The sequence below is a fragment of the Streptomyces sp. NPDC033174 genome (genome assembly GCF_055577795.1).
Map to the genome: position 1 here is coordinate 216809 of NZ_JBVIPQ010000002.1, position 18733 is coordinate 235541.

19 protein-coding genes are annotated in these 18733 nt (G+C 71.6%); 11 read left to right on the forward strand and 8 right to left on the reverse strand.

The window, feature by feature from the left end; all coding sequences use genetic code 11:
• Positions 1-137 precede the first annotated feature (137 nt).
• From sigE to ACZ5VC_RS07305, 5 genes are all read left to right on the forward strand, one after another.
• Positions 138-896 carry an RNA polymerase sigma factor SigE gene (sigE, locus tag ACZ5VC_RS07285; RefSeq protein WP_469119131.1) on the forward strand — a complete coding sequence of 253 codons (759 nt, stop codon included), beginning with the start codon at positions 138-140 and terminating at the stop codon, positions 894-896.
• Positions 893-1840 (forward strand): anti-sigma factor family protein, encoded by a 948-nt coding sequence (locus ACZ5VC_RS07290; RefSeq protein ID WP_469119132.1) that lies wholly within the window; start codon positions 893-895, stop codon positions 1838-1840. Before sigE ends, ACZ5VC_RS07290 begins: the two co-directional genes overlap by 4 nt.
• A 90-nt stretch (positions 1841-1930) precedes the next feature.
• Positions 1931-4051, forward strand: a complete 2121-nt coding sequence (locus tag ACZ5VC_RS07295) for a S1C family serine protease (protein WP_469119133.1) — start codon at positions 1931-1933, stop codon at positions 4049-4051.
• A 90-nt stretch (positions 4052-4141) separates the two neighbouring features.
• Positions 4142-4591: a sec-independent translocase gene (locus ACZ5VC_RS07300; RefSeq protein WP_469119134.1), complete on the forward strand. Its 450-nt coding sequence runs from the start codon at positions 4142-4144 to the stop codon at positions 4589-4591.
• A 331-nt stretch (positions 4592-4922) separates the two neighbouring features.
• Entirely contained in the window at positions 4923-5591 is a 669-nt protein-coding gene (locus ACZ5VC_RS07305) for a hypothetical protein (protein ID WP_469119135.1), read from the forward strand.
• 196 nt (positions 5592-5787) lie between these two features.
• Here the strand turns inward: ACZ5VC_RS07305 and ACZ5VC_RS07310 are convergent, their stop codons facing one another.
• Genes ACZ5VC_RS07310 through ACZ5VC_RS07320 form a run of 3 tightly spaced genes read right to left on the reverse strand, consistent with a single transcriptional unit; the run spans position 5788 to position 8793 of the window.
• Positions 5788-6921: an Mrp/NBP35 family ATP-binding protein gene (locus tag ACZ5VC_RS07310; RefSeq protein WP_469119136.1), complete on the reverse strand. Its 1134-nt coding sequence runs from the start codon at positions 6919-6921 to the stop codon at positions 5788-5790.
• Between the two features lie 44 nt (positions 6922-6965).
• The gene (locus ACZ5VC_RS07315) at positions 6966-7520 is read right to left on the reverse strand and encodes a DUF1003 domain-containing protein (RefSeq protein ID WP_469119137.1); all 555 of its coding nucleotides are present in this window, start codon (positions 7518-7520) and stop codon (positions 6966-6968) included.
• Positions 7507-8793, reverse strand: coding sequence for a magnesium transporter MgtE N-terminal domain-containing protein (locus ACZ5VC_RS07320; RefSeq protein WP_469119138.1), 1287 nt, complete (start codon positions 8791-8793; stop codon positions 7507-7509). The genes ACZ5VC_RS07315 and ACZ5VC_RS07320 overlap by 14 nt, the downstream gene beginning before the upstream one ends.
• A 176-nt stretch (positions 8794-8969) precedes the next feature.
• Between ACZ5VC_RS07320 and ACZ5VC_RS07325 the strand changes: the two genes are divergently transcribed.
• Positions 8970-9731 (forward strand): hypothetical protein, encoded by a 762-nt coding sequence (locus ACZ5VC_RS07325; protein ID WP_469119139.1) that lies wholly within the window; start codon positions 8970-8972, stop codon positions 9729-9731.
• A gap of 35 nt (positions 9732-9766) precedes the next feature.
• Here ACZ5VC_RS07325 and ACZ5VC_RS07330 read toward each other — a convergent pair whose 3' ends face one another.
• Both ACZ5VC_RS07330 and ACZ5VC_RS07335 read right to left on the reverse strand, forming a co-directional pair.
• The gene (locus tag ACZ5VC_RS07330; RefSeq protein ID WP_469119140.1) at positions 9767-10276 is read right to left on the reverse strand and encodes a hypothetical protein; all 510 of its coding nucleotides are present in this window, start codon (positions 10274-10276) and stop codon (positions 9767-9769) included.
• Positions 10277-10300: 24 nt separating this feature from the next.
• Entirely contained in the window at positions 10301-11428 is a 1128-nt protein-coding gene (locus ACZ5VC_RS07335) for a magnesium and cobalt transport protein CorA (protein WP_468711813.1), read from the reverse strand.
• Positions 11429-11856: 428 nt separating this feature from the next.
• Between ACZ5VC_RS07335 and ACZ5VC_RS07340 the strand changes: the two genes are divergently transcribed.
• Complete coding sequence (locus tag ACZ5VC_RS07340) at positions 11857-12441, forward strand: suppressor of fused domain protein (RefSeq protein WP_469119141.1); 585 nt, start codon at positions 11857-11859, stop codon at positions 12439-12441.
• Between the two features lie 30 nt (positions 12442-12471).
• On the opposite strand, the gene ACZ5VC_RS07345 is transcribed toward ACZ5VC_RS07340, so the two are convergent.
• The gene (locus ACZ5VC_RS07345; RefSeq protein WP_469119142.1) at positions 12472-13710 is read right to left on the reverse strand and encodes an MFS transporter; all 1239 of its coding nucleotides are present in this window, start codon (positions 13708-13710) and stop codon (positions 12472-12474) included.
• Between the two features lie 190 nt (positions 13711-13900).
• Between ACZ5VC_RS07345 and ACZ5VC_RS07350 the strand changes: the two genes are divergently transcribed.
• From ACZ5VC_RS07350 to ACZ5VC_RS07360, 3 genes are all read left to right on the forward strand, one after another.
• Positions 13901-14539: a DUF6758 family protein gene (locus ACZ5VC_RS07350; protein WP_469119143.1), complete on the forward strand. Its 639-nt coding sequence runs from the start codon at positions 13901-13903 to the stop codon at positions 14537-14539.
• A 171-nt stretch (positions 14540-14710) separates the two neighbouring features.
• Complete coding sequence (locus tag ACZ5VC_RS07355) at positions 14711-15571, forward strand: PHP domain-containing protein (protein ID WP_469119144.1); 861 nt, start codon at positions 14711-14713, stop codon at positions 15569-15571.
• Between the two features lie 99 nt (positions 15572-15670).
• Positions 15671-16276: a MarC family protein gene (locus ACZ5VC_RS07360; protein ID WP_469119145.1), complete on the forward strand. Its 606-nt coding sequence runs from the start codon at positions 15671-15673 to the stop codon at positions 16274-16276.
• 98 nt (positions 16277-16374) lie between these two features.
• Here the strand turns inward: ACZ5VC_RS07360 and ACZ5VC_RS07365 are convergent, their stop codons facing one another.
• Positions 16375-16527, reverse strand: a complete 153-nt coding sequence (locus ACZ5VC_RS07365; protein WP_468711807.1) for a hypothetical protein — start codon at positions 16525-16527, stop codon at positions 16375-16377.
• Between the two features lie 175 nt (positions 16528-16702).
• Between ACZ5VC_RS07365 and ACZ5VC_RS07370 the strand changes: the two genes are divergently transcribed.
• Complete coding sequence (locus ACZ5VC_RS07370) at positions 16703-17623, forward strand: NYN domain-containing protein (RefSeq protein ID WP_469119146.1); 921 nt, start codon at positions 16703-16705, stop codon at positions 17621-17623.
• Here ACZ5VC_RS07370 and ACZ5VC_RS07375 read toward each other — a convergent pair.
• Positions 17614-18489: an alpha/beta fold hydrolase gene (locus ACZ5VC_RS07375; RefSeq protein WP_469119147.1), complete on the reverse strand. Its 876-nt coding sequence runs from the start codon at positions 18487-18489 to the stop codon at positions 17614-17616. The genes ACZ5VC_RS07370 and ACZ5VC_RS07375 overlap by 10 nt on opposite strands.
• Positions 18490-18733 lie beyond the last annotated feature (244 nt).

An 18733-nucleotide genomic window follows, 5' to 3' on the forward strand; every position in this document is an offset into this window, starting at 1 on the left:
GAACCCGCAGATGGGACCGGGCGTTGGAAAGAGACAGGGGGAAGCGCGTGGAGAGAGACGAGACGGTGGCCCGCTCGACCGGGCAGGCCCCAAATTCGCGTAAAGATTCTTATCCGGAGCTAACGGGCGAGGTGGCTATGGTAGGGGCTCCGCTGGACACCACCAGAGCCGACAGGGGAGGTGCGGCTGCGCCTGTGGACCGGGGAGGAGTGCTGAGGCGCCTTCTCAGGTCGGCGGGTGAGCCGAAATCCGTGACCAACACCGCTGACCGTTTCCGCACCGCCGACTCCGCACCCACCACCGCGACCTTCGCCTCGGATGCGGAATCGCAGGCGTGGACTCCTCCCAGCTGGGAGGAGATCGTCAGCACGCACAGTGGCCGGGTCTACCGCCTCGCGTACCGCCTGACCGGCAATCAGCACGACGCCGAGGACCTCACCCAGGAGGTCTTCGTCCGCGTCTTCCGCTCTCTGTCGACGTACACGCCGGGTACGTTCGAGGGCTGGCTGCACCGCATCACCACCAACCTCTTCCTGGACATGGTCCGCCGCAAGCAGCGGATCCGTTTCGACGCGCTCGGCGACGACGCGGCGGAGCGCCTGCCGTCACGCGAGCCATCGCCGCAGCAGGTCTTCAACGACACCCACTTCGACGCCGACGTACAGCAGGCGCTGGACACCCTCGCGCCCGAATTCCGCGCGGCCGTCGTCCTCTGTGACATCGAGGGACTCTCGTACGAGGAGATCGCCGCGACGCTCGGAGTGAAGCTCGGAACCGTCCGCAGCCGCATCCACCGCGGGCGGTCGCACCTGCGCAAGGCGCTGAAGCACCGTTCGCCGGAGGCCAGGGCGGAGCGTGCGTTCGTGGCCGTCGGAGGGGAGGTCGGACCCGCGTGAGTGGCACAAGCCCGACCCCTGCGGAACAGCACCTCGGGGACCGGCTCGCCGCGCTCGTCGACGGCGAGTTGGGCCATGACGCCCGCGAGCGGGTGCTGGCCCATCTCGCGACCTGTGCCAAGTGCAAGGCGGAGGCCGACGCCCAGCGTCGGCTGAAGAACGTCTTCGCGCAGGCCGCGCCGCCTCCCCTGTCCGAGGGGCTTCTGGCACGCCTTCAGGGGCTGCCCGGGGGACCAGGATCGGGGGGTGACGACGACGAGCGGGGGAGACCCTTCGGCTCGGGACGTTTCGCCGACGGAGTATTCGGGGTGAGACCGGACGGCTTCGGCACGGCGCCGAGAGTGCCGCCGGGGACTTCGGCCGCCGTCCTGCCGGGCGGCGCCACGGGCTCGGGCTTCCGGATCCACGAGGTCGGACGCCCGGACCACGACCGGTCCCCGTGGCGAGGCCGCAGGTTCGCCTTCGCCGCGGCGAGCGCGGTCTCCTTCGCGGCGATCGCGCTCGGCGGCGCGCTGCCCATGGAGGCGGCGGTCGAGGCGAGCGCGCGCGGTGAGGGGACCGGCAGCAGTGTCACCCCCGTCCGCGCGTCGGGCAGCGCGACCGACCGGGCCGCGGACGGCACGACCGCCGTCGGTACGCAGATGGAGCGCCGGCGCGGCTCGGGCAACGGCCCGGCGCGATCGGCGGAGCGGTCCGCGGGTACGGTGCCGGGCGTGCCCCCGGTGACGGCGTTGAACGCGCCCGTGACCGCGCTGACCGTCCCGAGCACTCCGGCGCAGCTGCTCCAGCCGTTCGCGGCGACCGCGCTGTCGCCGCTGATACGTCCGACGGGGCCCGCGCTCCAGCTGGCGTTCGCCCCCGGTGTCACCCCGTCGGCGACCCCTGCGCCCACCCACCTCGCGGCGCCCACGCAGTCCGGAACCCCCCTCGTCGCCCGTCGCTGAGCGGTCCCCTGCGCGGAGATCGCCAGACCTGGTTGAATCCAGGGGCATGGGCGCCCGCTGGGGCGCGGACGGGCCAGTTGCGGGGAGAACATGGACGACGGGAAGCCCACCGGTCAGAAGCCGAAGTGGTGGAGCCGCCCTGCGCGGCCGACGACCCACCCCACCCCGGCCCCGCCCGACAGCCCCATGCCGACGGATCCCCCGACCACCGAGGGGGCGCCGGGCGTGACGCCGGAGAACGCGGTGGCCGGCGCGGCGGCGGAATCGGCACCCTTCGGTCCCTCCGGCGCCCACGCCGTGCCGCCGGGTGCTTCCGAAACTCCCGAGGCCACCGCGCCGTCGGGTGCGGAGACGGCCACGACGCTGTCGGCCGCCGAGACCGCACCCGCCGATGCCGACGGCGTGCGCGAGGCGGATGCCGCCGAGCCCCGGTCCGCCGCTACGGGCGTCGTGCTCCCGACACCTGCCGCCGATGCCGGCCACGCCCCGGGGGGTGCGACGCAGGCAGCCGTCGGCGGGAACGTCCCGGCCGACTCAACGCCGTCGGCGGCCGAGACCGCACCCGCCGATCCCGCCAGCCCGGCACCGCACACCGAGACGGGGCCGGCTTTCCCGGCCGACGCGACGCCCGCGACCGCCGAGACCGCGCCTGGGGACTCCGCCAGCCCGGCACCGCACACCGAGACCGGGCCGGCTTTCCCGGCCGACGCGACGCCCGCGACCGCCGGTGACACCGCCCCGGCCGACGCGACGCCGGCCGCCGCCGCGCCCGTGACCGGCGCCGGGGCGCAGCCCGTACCCCCTCGCGTCACCCCGCTTCATGAGCCGGATCCCTACAGCACTCCGCCCTACGGTGGGCCGGGGCCCTGGGCGCCCGCTCCGCCCGTGCAGCGGCCCGTCGGGACTCCGGCGCACGGGACGCCCGTACCGCCGCCCGCGTACGGCATACCGCAGCCGCAGCCCGCCCCGCACCACCCGCAGGCCCACCCGCAGCCCATGCCGGCCGTCGCGGCCCCGCTGCTGCCCCTTCAGTACGACCCCTGGAGCGCGCCCGGGCAGCACCCGCTGACCCACCCCGGCGCTCCCGCACCCAAGAACGCCAGGCGCGGTGTCGGTCTGGTCGCCGCGCTCGTTCTCGTCGCGGTTTCCGGGGTCCTCGGCGGGGGCGTCGGTGCCTACGTCGAGCGGAACGGTGGCATCACGACCGTCGAACTCCCGCAGGACGGTCCCGAGGACACCGGGCGCGCCCCGGACAGCGTCGCCGGGATCGCCGCGAGGGCGCTGCCCAGCGTCGTCACCATCCACGTCAGCGGCGGCGGATCCCAGGGCACCGGCACGGGCTTCGTCCTGGACCCGCAGGGCCACATCCTCACCAACAACCACGTCGTCGAGCCGGCCGGGACGACGGGGAACATCTCCGTCACCTTCAGCGGTGGCGAGACCGCCCGCGCCAAGCTCGTCGGCAAGGACAGCGGCTACGACCTCGCCGTCGTCCAGGTCACCGGCGTCTCCAACCTCAAGCCGCTGCCGCTGGGCAACTCCGACAACGTCCGCGTCGGCGACCCGGTCGTCGCCATCGGCGCCCCGTTCGACCTCCAGAACACCGTCACCTCCGGCATCATCAGCGCCAAGGAGCGGCCGATCACCGCCGGTGGCGAGAAGGGCGACGGAAGCGACATCAGCTATGTCGACGCGCTTCAGACCGACGCCCCGATAAACCCGGGCAATTCGGGTGGTCCGCTGCTCGACTCCAAGGCTCGCGTCATCGGCATCAACAGCGCCATCCGCGCCGCCGGCAGCGCCTCGGGACCCGAGGGCGGCGGCACCCAGTCCGGCTCCATCGGCCTCGGCTTCGCCATCCCCGTCAACCAGGCCAAGCGCGTGGCCGAGGAACTCATCAACACCGGCAAGGCCACGCACCCGGTCATCGGCGTGAGCCTCGACATGAAGTACCCCGGCGACGGCGCCAAGGTCGGCGACAAGGGCAAGGACGACTCCCCGGCCATCACCGCCGGCGGCCCCGCCGAGCGGGCCGGCATCAAGCCGGGCGACATCATCACCAAGGTCGACGGCCAGCGGGTGCACGGTGGCGAGGAGCTGATAGTGAAGATCCGATCCCACCGCCCCGGCGACCGGCTGGAGCTCACGGTGATGCGCGGTGGCAAAGAACTGACCAAGACGTTGACGCTCGGTTCCTCGCAGGGCACCTGAGCGCCAGGCGGCCGTCGCCGGAAGGTACCGCGCCGACAGATTCGCCGGGTACCGTGGAACGGGCCCCGGACCCCGTGAAGGAGCAGCAAGGTGTTCAACGACATAGGCGCACTCGAGCTGGTGACGCTCGTGGTCCTCGCCGTGCTCATCTTCGGCCCGGACAAGCTGCCGAAGGTCATCCAGGACGCCACGCGCTTCATCCGCAAGATCCGTGAGTTCTCCGAGAGCGCCAAGCAGGACATCCGCAGCGAGCTCGGACCGGAGTTCAAGGACTTCGAGTTCGAGGACCTGAACCCGAAGACGTTCATCCGCAAGCAGATGGCGGAGAACGAGGACCTCAAGGAGCTCGGCGAGCTGCGCAGCAGCTTCGATCTCAAGAAGGAGATCACCGAGGTCGCCGACGCGGTCAACGGCAAGGCGTCCGCGGACGTCGCCGCCTCCGTCCCGGCCGCGGTCAACGGCGCCGGCACCCCGGATCTGCTCAAGAAGAGCGACGGGGACCAGCCCGAGCGCCCGCCGTTCGACGCCGACGCGACCTGACCCTCCCCGCGCGACCTGACCCTCCCCGCGCGGCCTCACCGGTCCCGGCGCGACCCGGCCGGACCGGATCGGCCCACTCGCACCGGTCCCGGCACGACCTGACCCGACCGGATCCCACCGGATCGGCCTACTCGCACCGGACCGGTCCGGACCGGATCGGCCCGCCCCGTAACCCGGCCGGTCCGGCGCCCTTCGACACGCCCGGAAGACGCCGGATCGTTCACCCGACTACGCCATCTGACCACGGCCAATCCCGGAGAGGCCGGACAAGATGGCTATCCTCCATCTGTCCGCCGATGCGGACATGACCGATAGAGGAGGCGTCCGGGAGATGGAGACGACAAGTCGGGTGAGGACGCAAGGCGTACCCAGCACCCCTTCCGACTCCGAGGAGGGGGTGCCGACGTCCCGGCGTTCGGTCGACGGGTACCTGCGCGCGGCCTTCCCCTGGTACGGGCTGGACGCGGCGTTCACCGGGCCGCGCTGGCTCATGCAGGTCGGCACCGCCGCGGACGGCACCGTGCAGCACGGTTCGACCGGTCACGGCGACGAACCCACCATAAAGTCCGATGCGGGCGGCGCCGATAAGGAGCGCTTCGCGGTCGTGGTCACCGTCGCCGCGAGCCCGGTACGCCGCTCCGGTGACGGCACGGGCGTCCTGGACGCCACCACCGTCTCCTCCGCGGCCTGGCTGGCCGGCTCGGGCCTGCTGGCCTACACCTGGCCGGCACAGCTGGACCACGCCCTGCGTGACAACTGGCTGGACCAGCAGACGGAGACGGCCTTCGAGCTCGCCGACGACCTCGGCGGACCCGAGTGGTCGGCGCTGTCACTGCCGGTGGACGGCGCGCCGATGCCGTTCCACTACCGCGAGTCCGAGTTCGGCTGGGTGCTGGCCGGGTCGACGGCGAGCGGTGTGCACATCGGGGCGTTCGGGCGGGGGATGAGTGCGTACGGGCTGGCGTTCTCGGTGATCGAGGACATCACCACGTACACCTGACGGCCGAGCAGGACCCGGGCAAACCCCAGCAGGACCCGGCAGGCCGCGGAAACAGGGCGGCGGGACCTCGGCAGGTCCCGCGCCCCGTCCCCGCGCCCCGTCCAGGTCCCGCGCCAGGTCCTGGTCCGTACGGAAATGACGAAGGGGCGCCGCTCACGAGCGGCGCCCCTTCGTCACGCGTGCCTCGGAACGCGTGTCAGAACTTGTTGCGCGGGGTGATCCCCAGGCTCATGCCCGACAGGCCCCTCGCGCGACCGCCCAGCTTGCCCGCGATCGCGCGCAGCGCCGCGCCCGCCGGGGAGTCCGGGTCGGACAGGACGACCGGCTTGCCCTCGTCGCCGCCCTCGCGCAGCCGGACGTCGATCGGGATCGAGCCCAGGACCGGCACTGTGGCGCCCGTGGTCTTCGTCAGCCCGTCGGCGACCCGCTGGCCGCCTCCCGTGCCGAAGACGTCGACCATCTCGTCGCAGTGCGGGCACGGCAGGCCCGCCATGTTCTCGACGACACCGACGATCTTCTGGTGGGTCTGGACGGCGATGGAGCCGGCCCGCTCGGCGACCTCGGCGGCGGCCTGTTGCGGGGTGGTGACGACCAGGATCTCGGCGTTCGGCACGAGCTGGGCGACGGAGATGGCGATGTCGCCGGTGCCCGGGGGAAGGTCGAGGAGGAGGACGTCCAGGTCGCCCCAGTACACGTCCGCCAGGAATTGCTGGAGCGCGCGGTGGAGCATCGGGCCGCGCCACACGACCGGGGCGTTGCCCGGGGTGAACATGCCGATCGAGATGACCTTCACGCCGTTCGCCGACGGAGGCATGATCATGTTCTCGACCTGGGTCGGGCGGCCGTCCGCGCCGAGCATCCGGGGCACCGAGTGGCCGTAGATGTCGGCGTCCACGACGCCGACCTTCAGACCGTCCGCGGCCATCGCGGCCGCCAGGTTGACCGTCACCGAGGACTTGCCGACGCCGCCCTTGCCGGAGGCCACCGCGTACACACGGGTCAGCGAACCGGGCTTGGCGAACGGAACCTCCCGCTCGGCCGTGGTGCCGCGCAGCGCGGCCGCGAGCTCCTTGCGCTGTTCGTCGCTCATCACGTCCAGCGTGACGTCGACGCGGGGGACGCCCTCGACGCGGGAAACGGCGTCGGTCACGCGCTGAGTGATCGTGTCGCGCATCGGGCAGCCGGAGACGGTGAGGTAGACCGTGACGGCGACTGCGCCGTCGGACCCGATCTCCACCGACTTGACCATGCCGAGCTCAGTGATCGGTTTGTTGATCTCGGGGTCGTTCACCGTCGCCAGTGCTTCGCGCACCGCGTCTTCCGTAGCCATAGGGACGATGGTACGGCGCGCACCACACCCTGCGGAAAGCCCTCTCAGCGGTCGGCTTCGTCACTCCGGTACGGCGACCCGGGCGGGAATAGACCGCGCCGCTCCTCCATCTCCCTCAGGAGGTCCTCCAGCTCCGAGCGGATCCAGTCCCGGGTGGCGACCTCGCCGAGGCCCATCCGCAGGGCCGCGATCTCCCGGGTCAGATACTCGGTGTCGGCGATCGAGCGCTCGTTCTGCTTGCGGTCCTGCTCCAGGTTGACCCGGTCGCGGTCGTCCTGCCGGTTCTGGGCCAGCAGGATCAGCGGGGCCGCGTAGGAGGCCTGCAGCGACAGCATCAGCGTCAGGAAGATGAACGGGTACTGGTCGAAGCGCAGCGCGTCCGGCGCCGAGACGTTCCAGACCACCCAGGCGATGATCGTGACCGTCATCCAGACGAGGAACCGCCCGGTGCCCAGGAAGCGCGCGATCCGCTCGGAGAGCCGCCCGAAGGCCTCGGGGTCGTACTCCGGCAGCAGCCTGGCCCGCCGCTCGCGCGGCTGGTCGAGCCGGATGCGCGGAACGGCCCGCTCCCGGTCCGTCGTGCGCTCACCGGCGGCCATGGGCGGGGTCCTCCTCCGCGTGGAACTCGGTCTCCCGCCAGTCCTCCGGCAGCAGGTGGTCGAGCACGTCGTCGACGGTGACCGCGCCCAGCAGCGCGCCGCTCTCGTCCACCACCGGCGCCGCGACCATGTTGTACGCCGCGAGGTAGCTCGTGACGGCACGCAGGGGCGTGGACGGCGCCAGGGGCGGCAGATCACTGTCCACCAGCGAGCTGACCAGGGTGAACGGCGGATCGCGCAGCAGCCGCTGGAAGTGCACGGTGCCCAGGTACCTGCCCGTGGGGGTCTCGTCCGGCGGCCGGCAGATGTACACCTGAGCGGCGAGCGCGGGGGAGAGGTCCTGCTGGCGTACGCGCGCCAGCGCGTCCGCGACCGTCGCGTCCGGGCGCAGCACGATCGGCTCGGTGGTCATCAGACCGCCCGCGGTCCGCTCCTCGTACGCCATGAGCCGGCGCACGTCCGCGGCGTCGTCCGGCCGCATGAGCGTCAGGAGCCGTTCCTTGTCCTCCTCCGGCAGCTCGGAGAGCAGGTCGGCCGCGTCGTCCGGGTCCATCGCCTCCAGGACGTCCGCGGCCCGTTCCTCCTTGAGCTTGCCGAGGATCTCGATCTGGTCGTCCTCGGGCAGCTCCTCCAGGACGTCGGCGAGCCGGTCGTCGTCGAGGGCGGCCGCGACCTCGGCGCGCCGCTTGGGGGTGAGGTGGTGGAGCACATTGGCGAGGTCCGCGGGGCGGAGCCGCTCGAAGGTGGCGACGAGGTTCTCGGCGCCCTGCCCGTGCTCCTCCAGCGAGAATCCGGTGACCGCGGACCACTCCACGGTCAGCGTCTCCCCCTTGCGGCGCAGCGCGCCGCCCTTGCCGCGCCGCACGAAGACCTTGTCGATCTCCCAGTCGCGGCGGGCGGGCAGCTGCTGGATGGCCACGTCGAGAACGGTGACCTCCTCGCCGTCGTGCACACCGCCCACCAGCCGCACCCGCCGGTCGAGCAGCTCGCCGAGGACGAGGCGCTCGGTGGGGCGCTGCTCGAAGCGCCGCATGTTGACCACACCGGTGGTGATCACCTGGCCCGACTCGACGCCGGTGATCCGGGTCATCGGGACGAAGACGCGGCGGCGGCTGAGCACTTCCACGACCATGCCGAGCAGCCTGGGCGGGCGGCGGCCGATACGGAGCATGGCGACGAGGTCGCTGACGCGGCCGACCTGGTCGCCGTTGGGGTCGAAGACCGGGACGCCGGCGAGGTGCGAGACGAAGATGCGGGGGGCGCCTGCCGCCATGCGATGCGCCTCCCTCCGATGCCGTGCATTACTCCCGTATGCCGGGTTCAGGCTAGCTGGTACCGTTCCGTGGCGCCCCGGAAGCGGGTCCGTACGGCTGCCTGCGGAGGCACTTGGTCCGCCCGGGTACGCTGCGATCTGCCATCCCCCACAGGCAGACGAGAGGCAGTGCGCCGGTGACCGCTCTCACCCCGGTATCCCGAGTCCGCAGGGCCGCTCTCCCCGTCGCGCTCTGCGCCGGACTGACGGCGGCGCTCACCGGTTGCGGAGCGGACCCGGACGAGGGCACCAACGGCGTGGGCAAGCTCTCCGCGACCGCCATCGAGTCCAAGGCGCAGGCGGCGGCGGGCGGTGCGAAGGCGGTACGGCTCTCGGGCACCCTGGTCAGCAAGGGCGGCACGTACAAGCTGAACATGCGGCTCAAGCAGGCCGGCGCGACCGGATCCGTCGTCACGAAGAACAGCACCTTCGAGCTGCTGCGGGTCGGCGACGCGCTCTACCTCAAGGCCGACGCCGGCTTCTGGTCGCACGCCGGCAAGGCGAGCGCCTCGCCGAGCCGGCCCGGCAGCGCGGCGGCGGACAAACTCGACGACAAGTACGTGAAGGTCCCGCAGGACGACCCCTCGTACAAGCAGCTCCGCGGCTTCACCGACATGCGTTCGCTGCTGCAGGGCCTGATCGGGCTGCACGGCGAGGCCGTCAAGGGCGACCGCGACCGGATCGGCGGCACGCGCACGGTCAAGCTGAAGGGCGGCGAGCAGGGCGAGGGCGGCACGATGGACGTCTCGCTGGAGGGCGAGCCGTATCCGCTGCAGTTCGCCCGGGCCGGCGGGGCGGGCGTGGTGGTCCTCTCCGAATGGAACAAGGACTTCCCGCTGACGCCCCCGAACCCGGACCAGACGGTCGACTACGGCCGCGAGCTGCCCCGGTCGGGCTGAGCCCGGGTCCACGGCGCGCCCCCACCGGCCGCCCCTCAGCGCCTGCCGCGGCGCTTGAACAGCAGGCGGGGCACCGAGGCCGGGATCGGGTGACGCGTCGTGGCCGGGGTGGGAAGCGGGGGTTCCGAGAGGGACGTGACCGGAAGGTCCGTACGGGAGTCCTGGGGAGTGAGGCGGACCACCCGGCACTCGCGGGCCCAGCGGTCCGTCATCGCCTCGCCGTCCGGCGCGTTCAGACGCTTGCCCTTGAGCTCGCCGACCGCCGATTCCCACGCCTCCGAGCCCGGCTCCAGCTCGCTCACCACCGCGGTCCAGGCGACCAGGCGGCCGCCCTTGTCCTTGCTGCGCACGGTCACCTCGGCGATGCCCCCGTCGACCAGCCCCGGCAGCGGCTGCTCGCCCGGGCCGTCGCCGAGGACATGCGCGGCGCCCTCGTGCCACACATGCCACAGCGCCCGGGTGGGGCCCGTGCCCCGCACCCAGATGAGGCCGGACTTCTTGGTGGCCTCCTCGACGAGGGCGGGGCCGAGCGGCGTCTCTGTCATGCCCGCAGCTTAGAACAGCCCCCGCTACAGCCAGCCGTTGCGCTTCAGGGTGCGGTGGATCGTGAAACAGATCGCGACGATGCCGGTGAGCACCATCTCGTAGCCGTACTTCCAGTGCAGCTCCGGCATGTGGTCGAAGTTCATGCCGTAGACCCCGCAGACCGCCGTCGGCACGGCCACGATCGCCGCCCATGAGGTGATCTTGCGCATGTCCTCGTTCTGCGCGACCGTCGCCTGCGCCAGGTTCGCCTGGAGGATCGAGTTGAGCAGCTCGTCGAAGCCGATGACCTGCTCCTGGACGCGGGCCAGGTGGTCGGCGACATCGCGGAAGTACTTCTGGATGTCCGGGTCGACCAGCCGCATCGGCCGCTCGCTCAGCAGTTGCATCGGCCGCAGCAGCGGCGACACGGCCCGCTTGAACTCCAGCACCTCTCGCTTGAGCTGGTAGATCCGTCCGGTGTCGGCGCCGCGGGTGCTGCCCTTCGCGGGCGGGGAGAAGACATCGATCTCGATCTGGTCGATGTCCACCTCCACGGCGTCCGCCACCGCGATGTAGCCGTCGACCACGTGGTCGGCGATCGCGTGCAGCACCGCCGAAGGGCCTTTGGCGAGCAGCTCGGGGTCGTCCTGGAGCCGGTGGCGGAGGTTGCGCAGGGACCCCTTGCCGCCGTGCCGGACCGTGATGACGAAGTCCCGGCCGGTGAAGCACATCACCTCGCCGGTCTCGACGACCTCGCTGGTCGCGGTGAGCTGGGCGTGCTCCACGTAGTGGATGGTCTTGAAGACGGTGAAGAGGGTGTCGTCGTACCGCTCCAGCTTGGGACGCTGGTGGGCGTGGACGGCGTCCTCCACGGCCAGCGGGTGGAGCCCGAACTCCGCCGCGATACCGGCGAATTCGGCCTCCGTCGGCTCGTGCAGACCGATCCAGGCGAAGCCGCCGTCCTCCCGCACCTGCCGCATCGCCTCACGCGGCGTCAGGCACTCCTGGTCCTTCAGCCGGCGGCCGTCGCGGTAGACGGCGCAGTCGACGACGGCACTGGAGGCGGAGGGGTCACGGGTGGGGTCGTACGAGCTGTAGGGGGCGCCGCCCTTGTGCGGGGCGGGGCGCAGCGCGGGGCGTACCGCCGCGCGCAGGTCACGGATCATCGACATGGCGTGCTCCTTCACGGAGAGGCCGTCGGCGAGGCGTGGCACAGCCCGGAATGGGGACGTGGAACCACATCCGCAAAGCGGGCGGCACCGCGGGATCGCGGTGACGGCGTTCGCTACAGACAGGCAAAGATGACGTGCTCTTCCGTCGTGCGCGATGCCGTGAACCCGATGCCCGGTGAAGTCAGGCCGAGATACGGGGGCTCAGATCACCGAGGGGAGGCGTCCTGCGGAAGAGCGGTTGGTACTGCCCGATCGACTTCGATCCACCGCAGCCCCACCTCCTCCGGCCGGTCCCCCGTGGGGGATGACGTGTCGTCGGGACTCGAAAGCACGCTCGGCGTGCTGCCCCGACCAGCGGCCAAGACTATCAGCCGACTGAGGGTCAATCCCTTCCTTTGCCCGTTCCGTACGCGCTTTATGCTCGCTGCATGGGAGAAGTTCTGGATCTGGTAGAGGCCCGGCTGCGTTCCGCGCTCGGCGAGCCGGACGCGCGCGCCGCGGTGACGTTCCTCGGCACGGACCGGATCGAGGTGTTGCGGTTCACCGACGGCGATGTCGTCCGGTACGCGACGCTCGGCATGTCCGCGCTGCCGATGGCCGATCCGACGGCGGTGCTCGCCGACCCGGTGAAGGGGCCGCGCGCCGAGCTGGTGCTGTCGGTACGGGCGGGGCTCGCGGACACCGACAAGGTGCTGCGCCCGCTCGCCGTACTGGCCGCGTCGCCGCAGGTCGAGGGGGTCGTCGTGGCGCCCGGCGCTTCGCTGGACGTGGGTGAACCGCTCTGGCCGGGCGCGCCGTTCAGCTCGGTCCTGGTCGCCGAGCCCGGCGGTCTGGTGGAGGACCTCGACCTGGGCGAGCCGATGGACCCGGTGCGTTTTCTGCCGCTGCTCCCGATGACCTCCAACGAAGCGGCCTGGAAGCGGGTGCATGGAGCCCAGGCGCTGGAGGAGCGCTGGCTGGCGAACGGAACGGACCTGCGCGATCCGCTGCGCAGGTCCGTGACGCTCGACTGACGGATGGCCTGAACGGCCGGTGGAGGACGGCTAGTTGGCGAAGGCGGTGACGCCGTCCTCGGTCAGGTGCCTGGGCTCGAGGTCCGCTGCCTCCAGGGTCAGCGAGGCCCGCCGCGCCCAGACGATTCCGGCGCCGACCACCGCCGCGGCGCCCGCGACGAGGAACGGCGTGTGGACGTCGCTCCACTCCTCGATCTTCGGAGCGAGGTAGGGGGCGGCGGCCGCCGCGAACCAGCGGACGAAGTTGTACCCCGCGCTGGCCACCGGCCGGGGCGCGTCCGACACGCCGAGTGCCAGCTCGGTGAAGACGGTGTTGTTCACCCCGATGAAGGCGCCGGACAGGATCGTGCAGACGATCGCGGTCGCGTGGTCGCCGTACCCGAGGACCGTCACATCGACGGCGAGAAGCACCAGCGACCCGCCGAGCACCTTCAGCGACCCGAAGCGCTTCTGCAGCCGAGGGGCGACCAGCACGGAGAAGACCGCCAGCAGCACACCCCAGGCGAAGAAGACGGCACCCGACTTGTACGGCGTCATGTTCAGTACGAACGGCGTGAACGCGAGCACCGTGAAGAACGCGTAGTTGTAGAAGAACGCGGACGCGGCGGCCGACGCGAGTCCGCCGTGGCCGAGCGCCTTCAGGGGGTCGAGCAGTGAGGTCTTGAGGGCGGGCTTCGGCTGTTCCCGGAGGAAGGCCGTGATGCACAGGAAGCCGATGGCCATCAGGGCGGCCGTGCCGAAGAAGGGGTAGCGCCAGCTGGCGTCGCCGAGGACGGCTCCGAGGAGCGGCCCGCAGGCCATGCCGAGGCCGAGCGCCGACTCGTACAGCAGGATCGCCGCGGCGCTCCCGCCGGCCGCCGCGCCGACGATGACGGCGAGCGAGGTGGAGACGAAGAGCGCGTTGCCCAGCCCCCAGCCGGCCCGGAAGCCGACGAGCTCGCCCACCGAGCCGGAGGTCCCCGAGAGCGCGGCGAAGACGATCACCAGCGCGAGTCCGGCGAGGAGTGTCCTGCGGCCTCCGACACGGCTGGAGACGAAGCCGGTGACCAGCATCGCGACGGCGGTGATCAGGAAGTACGAGGTGAAGAGCAGGGACACCTGGCTGGGCGTGGCGTGCAGGCCCCGGGCGATCGAGGGGAGGATCGGGTCCACCAGGCCGATGCCCATGAAGGCGACGACGGACGCGCCGGCGGTCGCCCACACCGCCCTCGGCTGGCGCAGCAGACTTCCCGAGCCCTGGTTCTCTGCGAACGGATCGTGTCCGCGCATGGCTTCTCCTCTGACATCGACGGGCATCCACAGATCGTTGCTATATACACAGAATAAGTTAGAGGCGCTAATGAATGCAAGTTACATCTAATTTGGAGAGGTGAGAGTGCCGGGGCGCGGGTGACGGGCGACAGGCCGGACGGGTGATCGTCCTTGACGGGAGGACGGCCGGGGAGGACCGTTGAACCCTATGAGGGGCGAACCCAGTTGCCCGAAGTGCGGTGGCCGGGTCAGGGCGCCCGGTCTCTTCGCCGACTCGTGGCAGTGCGACGTGCATGGCTCGGTCCACCCGCTGCAGCCCGTGATCCCACCCAGCGTCGAGGCGCTCGGGGTGGTCGTGCACCGCGCCCAGGTCCCCGTGTGGATGCCCTGGCCCCTGCCCGTCGGCTGGCTCTACACCGGCGTCGCCTACGCCGGGGACGACCGCAGCGGCGGACGTGCCACCGCCGTCGCCTGCTCGGGCCCCGGGCCGCTCGGCGGCATCGGTGAGCTGCTTCTCGTCGCCGAGGAGCTGGGTGTGGGACTCGGCGCGCGCTACGCCGGGATAGACGGGCCCGATCCCGGGCCCGCCATGTGCGTGGACAAGTCGCCGCAGGCGAAAGTGCTCGCCGCCGGCCGCCCCACGCCGCTCTGGCATGTCTCCGGCGCCCCGGAGGACCGCGCGGTCTTCGCGGGCGAGGCGCGGGGCCTGTGGCTGTGGGCCATCGTGTGGCCCGAGCAGTCGGGGCTGCTGATGTACGACGAACTGGTGCTGACCGATCTGCGGGACGCGGGCGCGGAGGTGGAGCTGCTGCCCTGCGGGGCGCTGACACCGCGGCTGCTGTCCTGACGGGACGGGCCGCACGAGCCGTTACGGGGGTGTGCGTGGCCGGGGGAGGCGAGAGGTGGGGGATGTGACCGAGTCGGCCCCGATGGGCTGCCCGGAGTGCTCCGGGGCGTTCGAATCGACCGTTATCCTTGAGCGTCCCCCTGTCCGTCCCGAGCCCCGGAGTCCCGCGTCGTGCGCATCGACCTGCACACCCACTCCACGGCTTCCGACGGTACGGACACCCCGGCCGAGCTCGTCCGCAACGCGGCCGCGGAGGGGCTGGACGTCGTCGCGCTGACCGACCACGACTCCACCCGCGGCCACGCCGAGGCGATCGCCGCACTCCCCGCCGGCCTCACGCTCGTCACCGGCGCCGAACTCTCCTGCCGCCTCGACGGCACCGGCCTGCACATGCTGGCCTACCTCTTCGACCCCGACGAGCAGGAGCTCGCGGCCGAGCGTGAACTGGTCCGCGACGACCGGGTTCCGCGCGCGCGGGCCATGGTCGGCAAGCTCCAGGAGCTGGGCGTCCCGGTCGAGTGGGCGCAGGTCGCGCGCATCGCGGGCGACGGTTCGGTCGGCCGGCCGCACATCGCGGAGGCCCTCGTCGAGCTCGGAGTCGTCGCGAGCGTCTCCGACGCCTTCACGCCCGAGTGGCTCGCCGACGGCGGCCGGGCCTACGTGGAGAAGCACGAGCTCGACCCCTTCACGGCGATCAAGCTGGTGAAGAACGCCGGTGGCGTCACCGTCTTCGCCCACCCGGGCGCCGCCAAGCGCGGCCGCACACTCTCCGAGGACGCGATAGCGGCCCTCGCCGGCGCCGGTCTCGACGGCATCGAGATCGACCACATGGACCACGACGAGCCGACCCGGGCCCGGCTGCGCGCCGTCGCGGCCGACCTCGGGCTGCTGGTCACCGGCTCCAGCGACTACCACGGCAGCCGCAAGACCTGCCGCCTCGGCGAGTACACCACCGACCCGGAGATCTACGGCGAGATCACGCGCCGCGCGACGGGCGCGTTCCCGGTGCCGGGCGCGGGCGGACGCGCGTAACCGACGCTCCTCGCGCTTCCCCTCCGGGCGGGGCCGGCCGATGTGCCGGTGCGTCCCGCTCCCCTCTCTGTACGACCCTTCTCCCGCAAGGCCCTCACTGTGTTCGACGTTGCCGTCTTCGGCTCACTCTTTCTGACCCTGTTTGTCATCATGGATCCCCCCGGGATCACGCCGATCTTCCTCGCCCTGACCTCCGGCCGGGCCACCAAGGTGCAGCGCCGGATGGCGTGGCAGGCCGTCGCCGTGGCGTTCGGCGTGATCACCGTCTTCGGCATCCTGGGCCAGCAGATCCTCGCGTATCTGCATGTCTCCGTACCCGCGCTGATGATCGCGGGCGGTCTGCTCCTGCTGCTCATCGCCCTCGACCTGCTGACCGGCAAGACCGACGAGCCCAAGCAGACCAAGGACGTCAATGTCGCCCTCGTGCCGCTGGGCATGCCGCTGCTGGCCGGCCCCGGCGCGATCGTCTCGGTCATCCTGGCGGTCCAGCACGCGCAGGGCGCCGGACAGCAGGTCTCCGTCTGGGCGGCGATCGTCGCCATGCATGTGGTGCTGTGGGTGACCATGCGCTACTCGCTGCTGATCATCCGGGTGATCAAGGACGGCGGCGTCGTGCTCGTGACGCGGCTCGCGGGCATGATGCTCTCCGCGATCGCGGTGCAGCAGATCATCAACGGCATCACGCAGGTGATCCAGGGCGCCTGACCGCGCCGGTCCGGGACCCCGGACACCACTGCGCCCCCGTACGGATTCCGGTTCTCCGGAGTCCGCGCGGGGGCGCGGTGCGTCATGACGCGTCAGTGTTACGAGGCCGTGGATTCGGCCGGGCGGATCCAGATGCGCTGGCCGATTGCGGCGGCCTGCTGCACGATCCGGTTGACGGAGGCGGCGTCCACGACGGTGCTGTCCACGGCGGTGCCATCGACGTCGTCGAGTCGCAAGATTTCGAAGCGCATGGGCTTCTCCCTTCGTCTGCGTGATCCTCCTGGAGGAGAACTGTGGTTCTGTAAGTCTTCAACGGGGTGCATCCTGCAAACATTCCCTACGCTAAGGAAATTTTTCGGATGGCTAACTACTAGGGGGTAGGGGGAGCTGGCGGCCGGGCCCCGATCCCCGGAGAATGAGGCCCGTATGAACGACGCACAGAGCACCCACACCGACCACCGGCCCGCCGACCTCGGAGAGCGCCTGGAGCGCACCAATGAGCTCCTGAAGCGCATGTTGGTCGAGGTGGCGAAGACCCCCTCGACCCATGCCATCTTCGTCGACGCCGGTTACGTCTATGCTGCGGCCGGGTTGCTTGTGGCAGGCACCGAGGACCGGCGCTCCTTCGACCTGGACGCCGAAGGACTGATCGAGGCCTTCATCGACAAGGCCCGCACGATCTTCGCGGACAGCCGGCTGCTGCGGGTCTACTGGTACGACGGCGCCCGGCGCCGCATCCACACCCCCGAGCAGCAGGCGATCGCCGAACTGCCCGACGTCAAAGTGCGCCTCGGCAACCTCAACGCCAACAACCAGCAAAAGGGCGTCGACTCACTGATCCGCACCGACCTCGAGTCGCTCGCCCGCCACCGGGCCATCAGCGACGCGGCGCTCGTCGGCGGCGACGAGGACCTCGTCTCGGCGGTCGAGGCGGCCCAGGGGTACGGGGCGCGCGTCCATCTGTGGGGCATCGAGGCGGCCGACGGGCGCAACCAGGCGGAGCCACTGCTCTGGGAGGTCGACAGCCGGCGCACCTTCGACCTCGACTTCTGCCGCCCGTACGTCACCCGGCGCCCCGTCACCACGTACGAGAACGAGGGTGAACCGCCGCCGTCGCGCGACGAGGTGCGCTTCATCGGCGCGCAGATCGCCGCCACCTGGCTGTCCGAGCGAGGCCGGACGACCATGGCCGAGCTGCTGCCCGGCCATCCCTACCTCCCAGGGTCCGTAGACCAGGACCTCCTGATCGAGGCCGAGAAGCTGCTCAGCCGGTCCCTGCGGGGACACGCGACCCTGCGCAGGGCCCTGCGGGACGGCTTCTGGCACCACCTGCAGTCTCAGTACTGATCCCAGAAGCCGATCAGCGCGGCGGCGGTCTCGGCGGGGCGGTCCGTGTTGGGGGAGTGCTCGGCGCCGTCGATGACCGTGCGGCGCGCGCCCAGCCGCTGCGCCATCGCGTCCAGGAGCGGGACCGGCCAGGTGTCGTCCCGGGCACCGGAGACGACGTGCTTGGGGAGCGTGCGCACGGCGGCCAGTGCGTCGACCCGGTCCGGCTCCACGGTCAGCTGACGGCCCGTCGCGAGGAGCTGGGCGGGGTGGTGGAGCAGCCAACGCCTGCGCAGCGCCTCACCGTTGACCGCCGCGACCCGGGCGCCCTGGGCGTCCTTCACGTCCTCGGCGTCCTCCGGGGGATCGAAGGCGCGCATCGCCTCCCACACCTCCGCCATGCTCATCACCGCGAGCGCGTCACTCAGCAGCTTCACCTTCTCCTGCTGGGCCGGCGCGACCTGCGCGGGCCCCGAGGACATGAGCGTGAGCGTGGTGAACGGCGTGGCGTCCAGGAGGACGGCCGCCCGGGCGATCTGACCGCCCAGGGAGTGCCCGACGAGATGGAGCGGGGTGCCGACAGCCTCGGCCTGAGCGAGCACATCGCGGGCCAACTCGTCCTGGGCGTACGCCAGTTGATCGTCCGTGCCGGGCGTCTCGTACTGTCCCCGGCCATCGACGGCGACGGCGCGGTAGCCGGCCTCGGCGAGCGGCTCCAGCATCGCGATGAAGTCCTCCTTGCTCCCGGTGTACCCGGGCAGGAGCAGGGCGGTCCCCTTGTGCGCGCCCGAGGGGAGCGCGTCCAGCACGGCGAAGTCACCGCGGGCGGTGGCGAGGGAGTAGGCGCGGGTGCGGGGGGGCGGGGTGAACGTGGGCGGCCGGCTCATGGGACGAGGCTAGCGGGGCGGAGGCGGTGTCTCCCCAGCGGTTCCCCTCGGGCGTACCGGGACCTCTTCGTACGGGGCGGTGGAACGGCGAAGGCCCCGCCTCCCGGTGAGGGAAGCGGGGCCCTGTCGATCGTGCGTCAGCTCTCGGGCTGAGCGGCGACGGCCTTCTTCGTCGTGCGGCGGCGAGGCTTGGCCTCGGTCGCCTCGGGTGCGGCCTCGACGACCGCCACGGCGGTCTTCTTGG